The sequence below is a fragment of the Sulfurihydrogenibium sp. genome (assembly GCF_028276765.1).
GTDB lineage: Bacteria > Aquificota > Aquificia > Aquificales > Hydrogenothermaceae > Sulfurihydrogenibium.
Window position 1 is genome coordinate 24,612 of record NZ_JAPYVU010000009.1, and the last position, 16,778, is coordinate 41,389.

16 protein-coding genes, 2 pseudogenes and 1 CRISPR repeat array are annotated in these 16,778 nt (G+C 32.7%); of the genes and pseudogenes, 10 read left to right on the plus strand and 8 right to left on the minus strand.

Features of this window, described 5'->3' with window-relative positions:
* The first annotated feature begins 614 nt into the window (after positions 1–614).
* Positions 615–1,487: a CRISPR direct-repeat array (repeat unit 29 nt; unit sequence GTTCCATCTGAACCGTGTGGGTTATAAAG).
* A 460-nt stretch (positions 1,488–1,947) separates the two neighbouring features.
* From rimO to atpC, 6 genes and pseudogenes are all read left to right on the plus strand, one after another.
* Positions 1,948–3,240 carry a 30S ribosomal protein S12 methylthiotransferase RimO gene (rimO, locus tag Q0929_RS02560; RefSeq protein WP_299238019.1) on the plus strand — a complete coding sequence of 431 codons (1,293 nt, stop codon included), beginning with the start codon at positions 1,948–1,950 and terminating at the stop codon, positions 3,238–3,240.
* Entirely contained in the window at positions 3,237–4,256 is a 1,020-nt protein-coding gene (gene mtnA, locus Q0929_RS02565) for an S-methyl-5-thioribose-1-phosphate isomerase (protein ID WP_299238020.1), read from the plus strand. Before rimO ends, mtnA begins: the two co-directional genes overlap by 4 nt.
* Positions 4,253–5,245, plus strand: coding sequence for a YvcK family protein (locus tag Q0929_RS02570; protein ID WP_299238021.1), 993 nt, complete (start codon positions 4,253–4,255; stop codon positions 5,243–5,245). Before mtnA ends, Q0929_RS02570 begins: the two co-directional genes overlap by 4 nt.
* On the plus strand, positions 5,235–6,809 hold the full coding sequence (nadB, locus tag Q0929_RS02575; protein WP_299238022.1) for an L-aspartate oxidase: 1,575 nt from the start codon (positions 5,235–5,237) through the stop codon (positions 6,807–6,809). The genes Q0929_RS02570 and nadB overlap by 11 nt, the downstream gene beginning before the upstream one ends.
* 317 nt (positions 6,810–7,126) lie before the next feature.
* Positions 7,127–7,420 (plus strand): annotated as a pseudogene (locus tag Q0929_RS02580) (IS200/IS605 family accessory protein TnpB-related protein); the annotation flags it as partial.
* Between the two features lie 9 nt (positions 7,421–7,429).
* On the plus strand, positions 7,430–7,834 hold the full coding sequence (gene atpC / locus Q0929_RS02585; protein WP_299238023.1) for an ATP synthase F1 subunit epsilon: 405 nt from the start codon (positions 7,430–7,432) through the stop codon (positions 7,832–7,834).
* 402 nt (positions 7,835–8,236) lie between these two features.
* On the opposite strand, the gene Q0929_RS02590 is transcribed toward atpC, so the two are convergent.
* Genes Q0929_RS02590 through Q0929_RS02625 form a run of 8 tightly spaced genes read right to left on the minus strand, consistent with a single transcriptional unit; the run spans position 8,237 to position 13,782 of the window.
* Positions 8,237–8,752 (minus strand): DUF4416 family protein, encoded by a 516-nt coding sequence (locus tag Q0929_RS02590; protein ID WP_299238024.1) that lies wholly within the window; start codon positions 8,750–8,752, stop codon positions 8,237–8,239.
* Positions 8,749–9,663 carry a bifunctional molybdenum cofactor biosynthesis protein MoaC/MoaB gene (moaCB, locus tag Q0929_RS02595; RefSeq protein ID WP_299238025.1) on the minus strand — a complete coding sequence of 305 codons (915 nt, stop codon included), beginning with the start codon at positions 9,661–9,663 and terminating at the stop codon, positions 8,749–8,751. Before moaCB ends, Q0929_RS02590 begins: the two co-directional genes overlap by 4 nt.
* 12 nt (positions 9,664–9,675) lie before the next feature.
* On the minus strand, positions 9,676–10,299 hold the full coding sequence (locus Q0929_RS02600) for a carbonic anhydrase (RefSeq protein WP_299238026.1): 624 nt from the start codon (positions 10,297–10,299) through the stop codon (positions 9,676–9,678).
* Positions 10,300–10,309: 10 nt separating this feature from the next.
* Positions 10,310–10,837 (minus strand): hypoxanthine phosphoribosyltransferase, encoded by a 528-nt coding sequence (gene hpt, locus Q0929_RS02605; protein WP_299238027.1) that lies wholly within the window; start codon positions 10,835–10,837, stop codon positions 10,310–10,312.
* The gene (rimI, locus tag Q0929_RS02610) at positions 10,838–11,254 is read right to left on the minus strand and encodes a ribosomal protein S18-alanine N-acetyltransferase (RefSeq protein ID WP_299238028.1); all 417 of its coding nucleotides are present in this window, start codon (positions 11,252–11,254) and stop codon (positions 10,838–10,840) included.
* Positions 11,244–12,161 carry a multiheme c-type cytochrome gene (locus Q0929_RS02615; RefSeq protein ID WP_299238029.1) on the minus strand — a complete coding sequence of 306 codons (918 nt, stop codon included), beginning with the start codon at positions 12,159–12,161 and terminating at the stop codon, positions 11,244–11,246. The genes rimI and Q0929_RS02615 overlap by 11 nt, the downstream gene beginning before the upstream one ends.
* Positions 12,149–13,390, minus strand: coding sequence for a bifunctional 3,4-dihydroxy-2-butanone-4-phosphate synthase/GTP cyclohydrolase II (locus Q0929_RS02620; RefSeq protein ID WP_299238030.1), 1,242 nt, complete (start codon positions 13,388–13,390; stop codon positions 12,149–12,151). Before Q0929_RS02620 ends, Q0929_RS02615 begins: the two co-directional genes overlap by 13 nt.
* Complete coding sequence (locus Q0929_RS02625) at positions 13,387–13,782, minus strand: hypothetical protein (protein ID WP_299238031.1); 396 nt, start codon at positions 13,780–13,782, stop codon at positions 13,387–13,389. The genes Q0929_RS02620 and Q0929_RS02625 overlap by 4 nt, the downstream gene beginning before the upstream one ends.
* Positions 13,783–14,246: 464 nt before the next feature.
* Here Q0929_RS02625 and Q0929_RS02630 point away from each other — a divergent pair.
* From Q0929_RS02630 to lipB, 4 genes and pseudogenes are all read left to right on the plus strand, one after another.
* Positions 14,247–14,569, plus strand: a pseudogene (locus Q0929_RS02630) (IS5/IS1182 family transposase); the annotation flags it as partial.
* 497 nt (positions 14,570–15,066) lie between these two features.
* Positions 15,067–15,516, plus strand: coding sequence for a CopD family protein (locus Q0929_RS02635; RefSeq protein WP_299238032.1), 450 nt, complete (start codon positions 15,067–15,069; stop codon positions 15,514–15,516).
* 1 nt (position 15,517) lies between these two features.
* Complete coding sequence (locus Q0929_RS02640) at positions 15,518–15,946, plus strand: Rrf2 family transcriptional regulator (protein ID WP_299238033.1); 429 nt, start codon at positions 15,518–15,520, stop codon at positions 15,944–15,946.
* Positions 15,943–16,521, plus strand: coding sequence for a lipoyl(octanoyl) transferase LipB (gene lipB, locus Q0929_RS02645; RefSeq protein ID WP_299238034.1), 579 nt, complete (start codon positions 15,943–15,945; stop codon positions 16,519–16,521). Before Q0929_RS02640 ends, lipB begins: the two co-directional genes overlap by 4 nt.
* Positions 16,522–16,778 lie beyond the last annotated feature (257 nt).

The following is a 16,778-nucleotide window of genomic DNA, read 5'->3' on the forward strand; positions in this document are numbered from 1 at the left end:
TTTTGTATATTTATATTAGCTTTTTAATTTTTTAACTGCACCTTGGCAATTGAATAGGTGACCCACACAAGCTTATTTTAAGTGAAACATGAGACGTGAGAAGTGAGACGTTGGAGATTGGTTTATCAATATCTTAGCTATTTTTGTTTGATTATGTGATAGGTTGGTGAAATGATTCAGCAGTCAGTGAAGCTAAGGTATTGGTAATGTGATTTTATTTTTTGATGTTTGATTTAAGCTTGTGTAGTGATGTTTTTAAAGAGATTTTTTGAAAAGTAAATGTAAGTGTTTGTTAAAATAGACTTTTTAATTTTGAATTTTTTAATGCTTAATTTTTTGAAAATTTGTAATTTTTTATTTTAAAATTTTTTAAGATCGGGAAGTTAAGGAGTGGTATTTGCAGCGAGCTTCTGAGTTTGTGGTTTTCAGCGGTTGGCTTGTGATGGGATGTTAAAGGATAAAATAATAAAATATAATAATATATTTTCTGTATATCGAGGTTTGCTGCAAAAAACTTCAACTTGCGGATTTTTTAAAAATTTGGTATAATGTTTTACAACTTGGCAATTGAATAAGGTTTTTGCGAATTTATTTTTGAGTTAAAAGTTAACGGGGTTCCATCTGAACCGTGTGGGTTATAAAGCATAAACCATAATACATCCCTCCTATAATTAATTTTGTTCCATCTGAACCGTGTGGGTTATAAAGTTTCAAAAGTTTCCAAATCCTTGACAAGATATTTAAGTTCCATCTGAACCGTGTGGGTTATAAAGATTTCTTGATCGAGAGTTTAAAAAGTTCTCGATCTAGTTCCATCTGAACCGTGTGGGTTATAAAGAGGGGCTATAAATGTCGTTATCGTAGGGATAATTCCGTTCCATCTGAACCGTGTGGGTTATAAAGACCTTTACGTAGGATCCTTCTCCATTTGTATAGACGGTTACATCTGAACCGTGTGGGTTATAAAGGACGAGAACTAACATAAACCTTTAAAACAACATTAGAGTTACATCTGAACCGTGTGGGTTATAAAGTCCGGTTCAGGAACAGGGAGCTCAAACAATATCCATGTTACATCTGAACCGTGTGGGTTATAAAGACAGCTGAAAAATCAAGAATGCCTAACGTACAAGTTCCATCTGAACCGTGTGGGTTATAAAGATTTAGGCTGACAAAGATCTGAATCTCCCAATCCCCGTTACATCTGAACCGTGTGGGTTAGAAAGCGTTTTTTATGTCTATATAGGTAGTTTCGTAGCACTGTTCCATCTGAACCGTGTGGGTTAGAAAGCCGAATGATGGAGGAGGCTGCTATGAAAAGAAACATGTTCCATCTGAACCGTGTGGGTTAGAAAGAAATATGAACATCGTGATCTTCTCTAGTTCTACACCGTTCCATCTGAACCGTGTGGGTTAGAAAGCTATCAAGCACAAACTCTTGTCCGTAGAATGAGCCGAGTTCCATCTGAACCGTGTGGGTTTTGTAAGGTGAGACGTGAGATGTGAGACGTGAGACGTTTTAAAAGAATGATATTGGTTTAAATTCTTCTACGTTTTACGTTCCACGTTTCACTTCTCACGTTAAAGTTCCATCTGAACCGTGTGGGTTAGAAAGAGATTATTGATGACTACGGCTACATTATAATCATTTTTACATCTGAACCGTGTGGTGGGTCATGTGAAGTGAAATGCAAGATGTAAGAAGTAATATGTTTCATAAGAACGGTGATAGTTTAAATAACGCTTCACGTTTTACGTCTTACGTTTAAGCTGTATCTGAACCATGTTGGTTATGCAAATTGAAAAGTGGAAGTGAGATGTGAGACAGATTTAAACTCTTTTTACATTTCACGGTTCATTTTTCACGTCTCGCTTACAGCATTCCATCTTGAAATTTTTAGTCAAAAAGGTTATCTTATTCAAATCTAATTTAAAATAGAGGGTTATGTGAAAAACTTAAAGATAAATTTTATAAGCTTAGGCTGTCCTAAGAATCTTGTAGATACAGAAGTTTTAATTGGAAAGTTAAATCAAGAAAATATAAGCTTTACAGCCAATCCGGAAGAGGCGGATGTTATATTAATAAATACATGTGGATTTATTGAGCCTGCAAAAGAAGAATCTATTGAAACAATCTTAGAAGCTGTCAAGCTGAAACAAAATTCAAACAAAAAAATAATCGTTACAGGCTGTTTGGTAGAGCGTTATAAACAAGAACTTGAAAAAGAAATTCCGGAAGTAGACTACTTCATTGACCTAAAAAATCAATCTCAAATTCCAGTATTATTTGACATAAAACCCAAAGAAAACACAAAAAGAATAATATCAACTCCAAAACACACAGCCTACCTAAAAATCTCTGAAGGATGCGACCATACATGTAGTTTTTGTGCCATTCCAAACATAAGAGGAAAACATAGAAGTAAGCCAATAAAAGCTCTGGTAGAAGAAGCAAAATACCTTGCAGATTTAGGCGTTAAAGAGTTAAACATCGTATCTCAAGATACAAGCTACTACGGATATGATTTATACGGAAAACCGATGTTGTTTGAACTTTTAAAGCAGCTTGAAAAAATAGATGGCATAAAATGGATAAGACTTTACTATCTTTATCCATCAACAGTAGATGAGGATTTCTTTAAATTCATAAAAGACAGTGAAAAAATTCTTCATTATATAGAAATGCCAATTCAACACTCAGAAGATAAAATCTTAAAAGATATGATGAGAGGATACAGAAAGAAAAAACTTTATCAAATCCTACATTGGAAAGAAAAATACACGCCAGATATGACAATCAGAAGCTCTGTTATTGTAGGCTATCCAACAGAGACAGAAGAGGATTTTGAAAGCTTGAAAAATTTTATACAAGAAGCTCAGTTTGATTGGCTTGGTGTTTTTGTATATTCCCATGAAGAAGGAACGCCTGCTTACCAAAAACATAAAGACAAAATCCCAAAAAAAGAAAAAATCAGAAGATTTAATGAAATTACAGCATTGCAAGAAAACATCACAGAACAGAAAAATAAAAGCTTAATAGGCAAAGAATTAGATATAATAATTGATGGATTTTCGGAAGAATGGGAAACCCTGCCAATTGGAAGAAGCTATAGAAGTGCTTTTGAGATAGACGGCGTTGTATACGTAGAAACAACAGAACCTGTTAATGTTGGAGATATTATAAAAGTAAGAATAAAAGATACTATCGATAAATACGATGTTGTTGGAGAAGCTGAGTGAGAAAGTTAAAAGATATAAAGCCGTTAGAACTTAAAGATGATGTTTTATATGTAATAAATCAGTTAAAACTTCCACATGAGTTAGTATGGGAAAAGCTTGAAACCTTAGCAGACTATGAAAAAGCAATAAAAGATATGATTGTTAGAGGTGCTCCGTTAATCGGAATAGTTGGAGCATATGGATTTTATACAGGAATAAAAGAAGGCATTGATTACATTCAAGTTTATGAAAGATTAAAACAGACAAGACCAACGGCAGTAAACCTGTTTTGGGCTCTTGATAGAATGAAATCTATCTATGAAAAATACGGAAATGATTTAAACCTGCTTCTAAAAGAGGCAAAGAGAATAGAAGTAGAAGATTATCACGCAAACAGGTCGATTGGTGGATACGGAGAGGTTTTAATTCCAAAGAAAGCAAACATTTTAACCCATTGTAATACCGGTGCATTGGCAACTGCCGGCTGGGGAACAGCTCTTGGAATCATAAGGTCTGCATTTGAAAATGATAAAGATATAACCGTTTACGTAGATGAAACAAGACCTTATCTACAAGGTTCAAGATTGACCGCTTGGGAGCTTTTGCAAGAGGGGATACCTCATTATATAATTACAGACTCATCAGCCGGCTTTTTAATTAAAAAAGGAATGATAGATGTAATCGTAGTTGGTGCCGATAGAATAACATTAAACGGTGATGTAGCAAATAAAATAGGAACTTATAGCCTTTCAATCCTTGCAAAACATCACAATATTCCGCTCTATGTTGCAGCTCCAAGCTCTAGCTTTGATTTTAACTTAGAATCTGGAGATGAAATACCAATTGAAGAAAGAAACGAAGATGAAGTAAAAAACTGTCACTGCTGTAAAGTTGCACCGCAGCAGTCTAAAGCATTAAACTACTCATTTGACATAACACCTGCAGAAAATATTACAGCTATAATAACAGAAAAAGGTATAATAGAAAAGCCAAATAAGGAAAAAATTTTAAAATTTTTTGGGAGAAAGTTATCATGAAAGTTGTAGCAATTGGTGGGGGAACTGGATTAAGCACACTTTTAAGAGGATTAAAGTATTTTGTCCCGGACATAATACAGGATTTGACAGCTATAGTTACGGTTTCTGATAATGGGGGAAGCACCGGGATTTTAAGAAAAGAGCTTAACATACCTGCTCCTGGGGATGTTAGAAACTGTATTACAGCTTTGGCTGAAGATGAGGATATACTAACAAAAGTAATGCAGTATAGATTTGAAGAAGGGGAAGGTCTGAAAGGTCATAGCTTTGGAAATTTATTTTTGACTGTTTTGACAAAAATTACAGGAGATTTTTTAGAAGCTGTAGAAATAACATCCAAAATCTTAAAAATTAAAGGTCATATAATTCCATCTACAGATTCCATGGTAAATTTGGTAGCAGAGTTTACAGATGGAAATATCATTAAAGGTGAAGTTGAAATTACAGAGTATGGTAGAAAATTAATCGCAAAGATAAAAAGGATATGGCTTGAGCCGGAGGATGTAAGAGCTCCACAAAAAGCTGTAGATAGTATATTAGATGCAGATATGATAATACTTGGACCGGGTAGCTTGTTTACAAGTATAATTCCTAACCTGCTTATAAAAGATATAAGAGATGTTGTATTAAACTCAAAAGCTTTTAAGCTTTACATATGCAACGTCATGACTCAGTATGGTGAAACAGATGGCTTTACAGCTTCAGACCATGTAAAAGCACTAAATAAAATAGTAACAGGTGATGAAGAGTCAACATTTTTAAATGCAGTACTGCTAAATACAACCATTCCACCGGATGAAGTTCTCAAAAGATACTTAAAAGAAAATTCAGAGCCTGTTGTGGCAGATGTTGGAAATCTATCAAGAATGGGACTTACAGTTTATGCAAAAGATTTATTAGACGAAGGAAACTATGCAAGACATAGTCCTAAAAAATTAGATGCAGCAATTTTAGAAATTATCAACAATTTAAAAGTGCATGCAGTTTAATAGATATTTAACCTGTTTTAATACAAAAGAATTACCGGAAGAAAGGGTTGATACGATTATTGTTGGAACCGGACTTGCCGGCATCTCTACCGCTTATTATCTCTTGCAGCTTGGCATAAAACCACTACTCATAACAAAGAAAAAGCCGGGTATATCAAACTCTTTCTTAGCTCAGGGTGGAATAGCCGCTGCAATCTCTCCGGAAGATTCTACAGAATTACACTATGAAGATACATTAAAAGCAGGTAAAGGTCTATGCATAGAAAGAAACGTTAGACTTCTTGTTGAAGAAGGATTAGAAAGGGTCATAGATTTAATCAATATTGGTGTAAATTTTGATAGAGATGAAAAAGGTTTTATTAAACTTACAAGAGAAGGGGCACATTCAAGAAATAGAGTCTTACACTCAAAAGACAAAACAGGTTATGAGATAGGAAAAACTCTGCTGTCGTATGTGAAAGATAAAGTAAGCTTAGCAGATGGCTATTATTTAGAAGAGATTTTAACAGATGAAGATAGATACGTAGGAATTATCCTGTCAGATGGAAACAGTCAAAAGGTGATAAGGTCTAAATCTATCGTTTTAGCAACAGGTGGCTATAGTGCAATATATTTACGAAATACCTCTGCTTACAATGTGGCAGGAGATACAATCTCTGTTGCTTATAGGGCAGGCTGTGAGCTTATGGATTTAGAGTTTGTTCAGTTCCATCCAACAGCTATTTACTTAGAAGGAAAACCAGGATGGCTTATATCAGAAGCAGTAAGAGGAGAAGGTGCTATACTTGTTGATGAAAACGGTGAAAGATTTATCGATGAGCTAAAACCAAGAGATGAAGTAGCTAAAGCAATATTTAAAAAATACCAAGAAGGACATAAAGTATTTTTAGACATAAAACCTTTATTAGAAAAAGGTATTGACTTTAAAGAAAGATTTCCTAATGTTTATAGTATGTTGAAAGAATTCGGTCTTGAAAACGAAACAAGAATACCGGTAAGCCCATCTGCCCATTATACGATAGGTGGCATAAAAGCAGATTTAAACGGAAAAACGGATATAAAAGGACTTTTTGCAGTTGGTGAAACTTCGTCAACAGGCGTCCATGGAGCAAACAGACTTGCAAGCAATTCGCTTTTGGAGTGCATAGTATCCGGATATAAAACAGCATATACTGTATATTTACACAATATTTATGCTAATATATTAGATGTAGATATTAAAAATGAAACACAAACAAAAGAACAGTTAAGCAAAGAAGAAAGGGCTGAAGTTTTAAAGAATATAAAAACTATCATGTGGGAAAAGGCAGGGCTAATTAGAAGCAGAGAAAGTTTAGAAAGCGCTATTTTAGACTTAGAAAATCTATATAATTCAATAGATAAATTCTGTAATGTTAGATATCTCAAAGATTTAATAATTCTTGGAAAAGGTATATGTGAAGCAGCTTTGAAAAGAGAAGAAAGCAGAGGTGTTCATTACAGAATTGATTTTCCGGAGGAAAACGAGGAGTTTAAAAAACATTCAATCTTAGAAAAAAATTTTAAAATAAACCATAGGAAGTGACAACAGTAAAGATGTTCCAAAAACTCAAATCGTCATTCTGCAGCCGGCAAAAATCTCATAATTTTCTTTTCAAATCAAAAAATCAAAAAAGAGATCTTTCGATATTACGACCTCGAGATGACAAGGAAAGGCAAACTTACGGGAATTTTGGAACACTCTTATTACAATAGTTGCTATTTTCCGTAAAAAAGTGTAAAATAATAAATTATTATAAATAGAAAACTATTAACTACAAAAAGTGTGAAGAGATATACGGAAGCAATAGAATACTATTGATTAATTATGAAAAAAAGATTGACAGCTCCTGTAGAAAATGGAAAAGTAAGACAGCTACCCAAAAACCTGTCAACCAATGGAAGTAGCAGATGAGAGGTCTGCCCACAGGTAGACATAAAAGCTGGCAAGTTCTTTCCATAGTCTCAGGCTTTTGCTGTCTTGAAAGGTCTTACAAAGATCTTTATTCTTTGAAGCGTGTTATAATTTCAAAGGATTGGATAGCAGTGGCTGATAGGACACTTCCAAAATACCGCCTGTTGGGGTCGGAAGTGTCTGAAATGGCGGAATACAAATACCCCAACCCAAACTGTGCGAGTTTTATACAGTTTGGTTGACCAGGAAAAATGTATAGATTGGACGTAGTTACTCCAACAGGTAGTGTATTTAGTGGTGATGTTTATCAGACTGTAATTACAACAGCCGATGGCGAAATTGGTATTCTTGAAAATCATATGCTACTACTTACAAATATAACTCCCGGAAAATTAAGAATTGAGAAAGCTGACGGAGAAGTAAAAGAATTTGCAGTAACTTATGGTGTTTTAGATGTTAGAGGCGATAAGGTTATTGCTCTTGTAGAAGAAGTTTTTGAGCTTGATAAAATTAATGTTGAGAACGAAAAAAAGCTTTTAGAAGAAGCTAATCAAAAGCTACAAAATGAAAATCTTTCAGAAGAAGAGAAAGAGCATTACGAAAAACAAATACTAAGGTCGCAAACTTTATTAGACCTTGCATCTGCTAAGGTTTGAATGAATAAGTAATTTATAATTCTGAGAACATAGGTCCAGAATCGTCATTCTGTAGCCTGTAAGGAATCTACGGTTTTTGTTCCTTTCTTTCTAAAACACATTAATAACATAAGATTATTCGGTCTTACAACCTGAGGGATGACGATGTGGATTTTTAAAGCCTCGGGGTATAATACTAAAATATTAGTAGTAGTTTTTTCACATCTTGGGTGAGAAATTAGCAGTTTTTATAAATTAAAAAGGAGATCCTTCGGACTTACGTCCTCAGGATGACAGGAAAAGGTTGATTGATAAGTGTTAAAGGAAGGACAACCTTATTTGTCATTCTGAGCGAAGCGAAGAATCTCCTACTTTTACTAAATTTCTCACCCGACGTATACTAAAATATTAGTAGTAGTTTTTTCACTTCCTTGTTTTCTCACTTTTCAAATAAATTCTTCGTACTTCATTAAAAAAATCAGCGTTTTCTTTGTAGTCTAAATAACTCCATAATAGTGGCTGAAAACTTCCATGATGGTAAAGTAGCTGCATCTCAGCATAAACACCGTTTGATAAATATATTCTTGAACCCTTGTCTTTATGGCTAAGTGCTACAACTTGATATTCATCAACATAAACCGGGTCTATATTAACTGTTCTATTCCCATCTACACGTAAACTATCTTCTAACTCCATAGAGTACTTTTTTATTTTTACACTGTCTTCTTTGTCTATTATTTCATCAAAAAGAACAAACTTTTTTATCAAACCTTCTCCCATCTCTTTTTCATAATAATGAGAGTATTCTAAGCCAAATTCTTTAGATTGAAGAATAATACTTCCAAAATTTTTTTGTAGCTCATCTATGGCTTTTGTTAAGTATTCTTGTTTATTTTTATTCCACATTAAGGCAAAAACAATTAAAGCTTTATTTTTCAATGTTTCTTTTCACCTTTTGCCATTCTGATTGCATGTTTTAACAATGGCGCAATCATTCTTAAATTATCTTTTACTCCGCCGGTGCTACCTGGTAAATTGATTATTAAGGTATGGTCTCCTGCTATACCGCAAACAGCTCTTGATAAAAGAGATTTTGGAGTAAATTTAATCCCAACGATTCTCATAGCTTCGGAAAAGCCTATCATCTCTTTTTCTATCACTTCTCTCGTTGCTTCCGGTGTATTATCTCTTTTACTAAATCCTGTTCCGCCTGTTGTAAAGATAATATCGACTTTATCTATTAAAGATTTGAGTTTTTCTACTAATTTTTCCTTATCATCAGGAAGAATTGTATAATCCACAACCTTGCCACCAAATTCATTTTCGATAATATCTATTGCTGTTTTTCCGCTTTTGTCTTGAGCCTCACCTTTATAGCAGGAATCACTTAAAGTGATTACCGCACAGTTTAAGCCAGAAAGGTCTTCTTCATAGTCAGATTTTCCACCTTTTTTAGATAAAAGTTTAATATCTGAGATAATCATATTTTTATCAAAAGCTTTACACATATCATACACATTTAAAAGTGCAGCAGAAACTGCCGTTAAAGCTTCCATTTCTACGCCGGTTCTACCAATACATCTAACAAAAGATTTTGCATATACTCCATCTTCATGAAGCTCAACTTCTACAAAAGCTTGGTCTATCATGATAGGATGACAAAAAGGTAATATCTCAGGTGTTTTTTTTGCCCCCATCATTCCAGCCATCATAGAAGCTGTGAGCACATCTCCCTTTGGAATTTGTTTATTCCTTATAAGCTCTACCGTTTCCTTCGACAAGTATATTTTCCCTTCAGCTGTTGCCTCTCGGATAGTTTCAAACTTTATAGAAACATCTACCATTTTCATGATTTCTCTCTCCTAAGTTATTAGTTTAAACGTTCCATCTTCCATATCGTAGTTATAAATGTCTCCAGTATCTATGACATAATACCAGCCATATATGTTTAATTTTCCATCTTCAAATCGTTCTTTTACAAATGGATATGTCAAAAGATTTTTAATCTGATTTACTATGTTTATCTGTTCAACTGCCATCTCTAATTTAAGTTCATTATTTTCTGTACAAATTTTCTTCGCATAATCGACCGATGGTTCTATCAATTCTATCCATTTTTTAACATGTGGAATGTTTTCTAAATTTTCTTTATGTAGTGCACTATAACATCCGCCACAGTTTGAGTGTCCGCAGACTACTATATTTTCAACATTTAAAACTAAAACTGCGTACTCTATGGCAGAAGTTGTTGCAACATATTCTTGTGTATCTCTATACGGTGGTACTATATTGGCTATGTTTCTAACTGTAAAAAGCTCGCCGGGCATAGTTTTTGTTATTAAATCTGGAATTATCCTAGAGTCTGAACATCCAATAAATAATGTATGTGGATTTTGTTTATCCTTAAGTTTTTCAAATATATCTTTGTATTTTTCAAAATCTTCATTTTTAAACTTGTATATACCTTCAAATAATTTTTTCCCCATATAAAACCCCTCAAACTACCGCATAAATTTCTTTTAAGTTTCTTCCTTCTTCTGCCCAATCAAGTCCATATCCAACCACAAATTTATCCGGAATTTCAAACCCGTAAAAATCAGCATTATAATCTACTTCTCTTCTTTCTCTTTTATCTAAAAGCACACAGGTTTTTAATTTTTTTGGCTCTCTTAAAGATAACGCTTCAACTAAAGCTTTTAAAGTTCTTCCTGTATCTATAATGTCGTCAACAATCAAGACGTTTTTATCTTTAATGTCAACAGACATATCTTTTATAAAGATAACCTCTCCAAAACTTTCCATCCCTGTTTTATAGGAAGATACCTGCATAAAATCAATAAAAATTTTTCCTTCCAAATTTCTTACCAAATCAGCAAAAAACATAAATGAACCTTTTAAAATACCTATAACATAAAGCTCTTCGCCATTGAATTCTCTACTTATAGCTTTTGCAAGCTCTTTGACTTTTTCTTGAATTTTGTCTTCCGGTATTAAAAGTTCTAATTTTCTTCCTCTTATCTCCATTTATAGCTCCTTTTTCATCAAAATTGCATCATCTGAGTTTGAATAATACTTTTCTCTATAACCATATTCATAAAAACCAAACTTTTTATATAGATTGATCGCTCTTGAATTTTTTGAAGAAACTTCTAAGTAGCAAATCTTTACGTTATTCTCTTTTAGCTTATTCAAAAGATACTCTAACAAAATTTTACCATATCCCAAACCTTGAAACTCTTTTTTGACAGCTATTAGAAAAAGCTCTGCTTCATCTAAAATATAAAAGTAGCTTAAAAATCCTATGATTTGACCATTTATTTCTAAAACTGTTGGATTGTTGTTTTCGCTAAAAAAAGAGTCATCAAAATCTTTTTCAAAGATATCTCTTAAGAAACTTTTTACTATTTCTTTCTCGTTTGGGTTTAATGGTCTAAAAGTCATAGGATGCTATTTTTTCTGGTTTTTCCTGCCAAGATAATTTTCTGCTTAAAACTATTCTAACTTTGTCAAATTCTGCTACTGAGTTAAATTCTAAGACTTTTTCTTTGCCATTTACAAATGGATCATTTGGAAGAACTGTTATGCTGTCAGAATAAACATCCTTACCACCTTTTAAAAAGGTTACATCAACGTAGTATTTAGGCTTTCCGTTATCTGCTGTTGGTACATTATGGGGAACTTTTTTATTTAAGATTGTGAGTTTTAATGTCTTGTCTGTTTTCTCTGCTTTTACTTCAAAAAATTCTGGTTTTGATTTTGGAACTATAAATCCGTGATGATGAACTTCCTTTGGTAAGTGCATGTATGTAAATGGAAATTTTTGAATCAAGCTTCCTTTTTCCGCAGGCATATGACATTGCTGACAGTTTTTGTCCGTGCCAACCATTTTCCATTGTTTGTACGTTTCTTGATGGCATCCTGAACATATTTCTGCTTTTGTATATGTTAAATCTTGTGTTGACGGATGGGGTGGAGAAAATACATCGTAAGGTCCATGCATGCTTTTTGTAGAATCTCTAAAGTGGCAGGCTACGCAGTTAACTCCATCCTCTCTGTGTGCATCTCTAAGCTTTGGTTTTTCATTAATTGTTATCTCATAAGGTGCATGACATGAAAGACATTTTTCTTTTGAATAATTTTCACTTCCTCTTTTAAATTCTGGGCTTATCCAAGACATTGCATGCCTTGATTCTTTAAACTGATTGTATATATTCTCATGACATTCTGCACATCTTTTTGAAGTTGGTCTTTCAAGTAAATCTTTTTCCTGAAAAAACTCTAAACCTTTTTCACAGGAGGTTAAAAATATAGATATCATCAAAAGTGTCAGATAGTTTAAATATCGCATTTTAAGTCTTCCAATCCTTCTATCATATGTCCAAGTTTATCTTTTTTAGCTTTTATATACTTTTCATTATGTGGATTTGTTTGTGTAACAATAGGCACCCTTTCAACGATCTCAAGTCCAAAACCTTCTAAAGCTACTATCTTTCTTGGATTATTCGTCATAAGTCTCATTTTTCTAACACCAAGGTCTAACAAAATTTGGGCTCCTGTTCCAAAATCTCTTAAATCTGCATTAAATCCGAGTTTATGATTTGCTTCCACTGTATCATAACCCTCATCTTGAAGCCTGTATGCTTTTAGTTTATTGATAATTCCAATACCTCTTCCCTCGTGCCCTCTCATGTATACTAAAACACCTTTGCCTTCTTCGGCTATCTTTTGAAGTGCTAAGTGTAATTGATTTTGACAATCACATCTTAAAGAACCAAATATATCACCTGTCAAACATTCTGAGTGAACCCTTACAAGAACAGGCTCATCTTCTTTTATCTCTCCCATCACAAGTGCCACATGCTCAGTATTATCAACTAAACTTTTATAACCATATATCTTAAACACACCATACTTTGTAGGTAAGAATGCCTCTGCTTCTCTTGAAACAAGCTTTTCTTTTTTTAATCTGTATTTAACTAAGTCTGCAATTGTAATGATTTTAAGATTATGTTTTTTGGCAAACTCCATCAAATCTGGAAGTCTTGCCATTGTGCCATCTTCTTTCATAATTTCACATATAACGCCGGCAGGATATAAACCTGCAAGTCTTGCAAGGTCAACAGAAGCTTCTGTATGTCCTGTTCTTTCTAATACTCCACCTTTTTTAGCCATCAATGGGAATACGTGTCCCGGTCTTACAAAATCCTGTGGTTTAGCTTCTGGACTAACTGCTAATTTTATCGTAGTTGCTCTTTCATAAGCAGATATACCTGTTGTTATTCCATATTTTGGATGTGCATCAATAGATACACAAAAAGCAGTGCCTTTTGGGTCTGTGTTGTTTGTTGTCATTAGTTGGATATCAAGCTCTTTAAGTCTTTCCGGTAGCATAGTTAAGCAGATTAACCCTCTACCTTCTTTTGCCATAAAATTTATGATTTCTGGCGTTACCTTTTCTGCTGCACAAACAAGGTCTCCTTCATTTTCTCTGTCTGGGTCATCTACAACAATAACCATTTTTCCGTTTAGAATATCTTCTATGGCTTCATCTATGGTGTTAAATTTAAAATCTGTCATTGACTTCCCCCAAAAATCTTTTCTTTAATCATTTTAATAAAATTTTCTACTTTTTCAATAATCGTTTCAATAAACGACTCTTCTTTTTTAGGCGGCTGAACCCCAACTAATTTCCTAATCTCTTCTTCTGCCTTTTTCTCTGCTTCTTTGTCTTTATCCTTTGGTTTTTCTTCATTTGCATCAGAATTTTCAGATTGGTTTTTGTCTTCTTCTTTTAATGATTTAAGCTTATCTATAGAAGTTTTATATGTAATTGAAGAATTTTCTTCATTTGATTTATTGTTACTTTCTTCAAAAACAACCGAATGATATTTTTCTTGCCATTTTCCAACGTTTTGAGAGACATAATAACCTATCGCTATTAAAATTAGTATAATTAACCATTTTTTCATTTATTGCTTCCTTTTTAATATAATCCCTATTAAATATATCGGATGAAAAATTCAATATTCAAATTCGATAAAAGAGGTAGGAGATTCTTCGCTGGCTGTAGGATGGCAAACAAAGTTATTCTTCCTCTAATGCTTACCATTCAATCTTTCTTTAACCTGCCATCGTATATTAAGTATACCAAAAATTTTTAAACTTTAAGAGAATAAGTTTTATAATAATACCTTGGGTGAGAAATTAGCGGTTTTTGTAAAATTTAAAAATGAGATCCTTTGGCCTTACAGCCTTAGGATGACAAGGAAAAGGTTGATTAATAAGTGTTAAGGAAGGATAACCTTATTCGTCATTCTGCAGCCGGCGAAAAATCTTATGTTTTTAATGAACTTCTCACCCGACGTATTATTTTCTCAGTTAAAATTAAATACACAAAATCAAAAAATGGAATGTTTACATGAGAAAAACAGAACGGTGCTACATAGCAAATGCTACAGGTTTTGCCTATGGAGATATTTATAAGCAAAGTAGATTTTATCAAAAGACTAACTTTTTATAGCTGATAAAGGTTATGATTCAATAAGTGTAATACAAAAAATCTTAGACATTGGACTTATTCCTGCTATAAAGATAAAGCAAACTCTTAGAATAAAAATAAAGCATCTATTGAGACAGTTATCAAAGGAAAATAAAGAACAAAGCAAATTCAGTGTTTAGAGTTAAAAGAGAAGATTTTGGAATTTCTACATGATTTTAATTTGTGTATTTTTATTTATCTTATCAATCTTAATTTAAGAGTGTTCCAAAAACTCAAATTGTCATTCTGCAGCCGGCGAAGAATCTCATATTTTTCTTTTCAAGTCAAAAAATCAAAAAAGAGATCCTTTGGTCTTCGATCTCAGGATAGCAAGGAAAGATAAATTTACAAAAATTTTGGGACACCCTCATCTTAATTTTGAGAAGAAGTTTTTTGATTTTTGGAACAGGGTCAGTAAAAAGTAATAAAGATAAGATAAATGTTAACCATACCTTACGAAGTTTGAGCTACAAATCTAAATTTTTCAGTAATAAATGATTTAATGTTGGTTAAAAAAATTTAAAAAAAATGTGATATAATTCCCGGCTTTTGGAAAAAGTTTTCGGTAAAGTCTAATCTTTTTTAAGATTATTTTGATATCTTTGGAGGGATGTAGCGGTTAAGTATTTTTGAAATCTTATTTTCGACTTGGACAATATCTTGCATTGAACTTAATTTTAGGATAAAATTGTCTTTAATTTTAAAGGAGTTTACTGTGAAAGAATTAGTCTTAACAATTCATATAATTTTGGCTACATTATGGATAGGCGGTATGCTATTTATGGTTTTTGTACTATCTCCATATGTCAGAAATCTACCAAACAGTGTTGAGGTATTTCAAAAAGTTGGGAAAAGATTTTCTATTATTGGAACGTTTATAGGCTTACCTTTGCTTTTTATTACCGGAATAGGAAACATGCATAATTTAGGTGTTTCTTTTAACGATTTGATAAACAGGTCCTCTGAGTATGCATCAACACTGCATGATAAGATTCAGCTTTTCTTGCTAACTTTCTTTTTAGCAGTATTACATGACCTATACTTTGGTCCAAGGTCCCATTTAAATGAAAAATTTAGAATAATGACACGAATTATTGGAATAATCAATCTCATAATTGGAGTGGTTATTATCTATTATGCAGCAAAATTGAGATTTGGGGGTTAAGATGTTATCAGAATCTGTTAAAGATTGTATAAGAGCTTTAATCTATCTTGCTATAAATCAAGAGAAAAGCTATGTTTCCGTAAAAGAAATAGCTGAAAAATTAAATCTTCCTTTCCATTATTTAGCAAAAAACGTTCAAAAACTTGTAAAATCTGGAATTCTTGATTCTTATAGAGGTCCAAAGGGTGGTATAGTTTTTAAACAGCCAATAGAAAGCATAAAAATAATAGACATTATTAAATCATTAGATGATGATAGATTATTCAAATCTTGTATTTTAGGGTTCGAGGAATGTAGTGATGAAAATCCATGTGCCATTCATAATAGATGGGTCGTTGAGAGAAATCATTTGTATAATCTTTTTAACACATCTCTTAAAGATATAGTGGAAGATATTAAGCAAGGAAGAATTAGCAACGTAAAATTATGATAGAAATTGTAAATCTTGGATTGATTGATTATCAAGACGGTTTAAGTATTATGAAAGATTTTCATAAAAAAGCATTAGAGAATAATAAAAACTATCTTTTGATATGTCAGCATTATGATGTTTATACGGTAGGTCAAAATGAAAATAAAAATTTTCCTGTAAATGTGATAAAAACAGATAGGGGCGGGTCTATAACGTTTCACGGACCCGGTCAGCCGATTTTTTATTTTATTTTTAAAGTTAAAAGCCCAATTGTTTTTTATAAAAAAGTAGTTAAGTCTTTTGATATTGTCTTTAAATCTCTTTGTGAAAAAATTTATCATGATTTTAAAAATCCTGGATTTTACATTGAAAATAGAAAGCTTGCATCAATAGGGTTTAAGTATAGCAAAGGTTATTCTTTGCATGGCGTAGCTGTAAATCATTCGGTTGATTTAGATAAATTTAATCTAATAAAACCATGTAATTTAGATGGTTACGTTGCAACATCCTTAATCAATGAAGGCATTGAGATTGAATTAGATGAGTTAGTCAGTAGAATAACGAATAGCATATTAGAGAATTTTCAAAGGTGAAAAATGAGATAAAGGTGAGTAAATGAGAGAGCGGGAGGTAAAAGGTGGAGATTCTTCGCTTAGCTTATAATGACGATGTTGTTTTTGAAACAGTCTCTGTTTTATATTGCAATAAACTAAGACGAAATTGTATATGCTTTGTCCAATAATAGAAAATCATAGAATAGTCTATTTTTTTCTGCATACGTTTTATTGCTTTTCTTTAATTAATTATACACTACGCTAATAATTATTCATTGTTAAAAACCTATTAATAA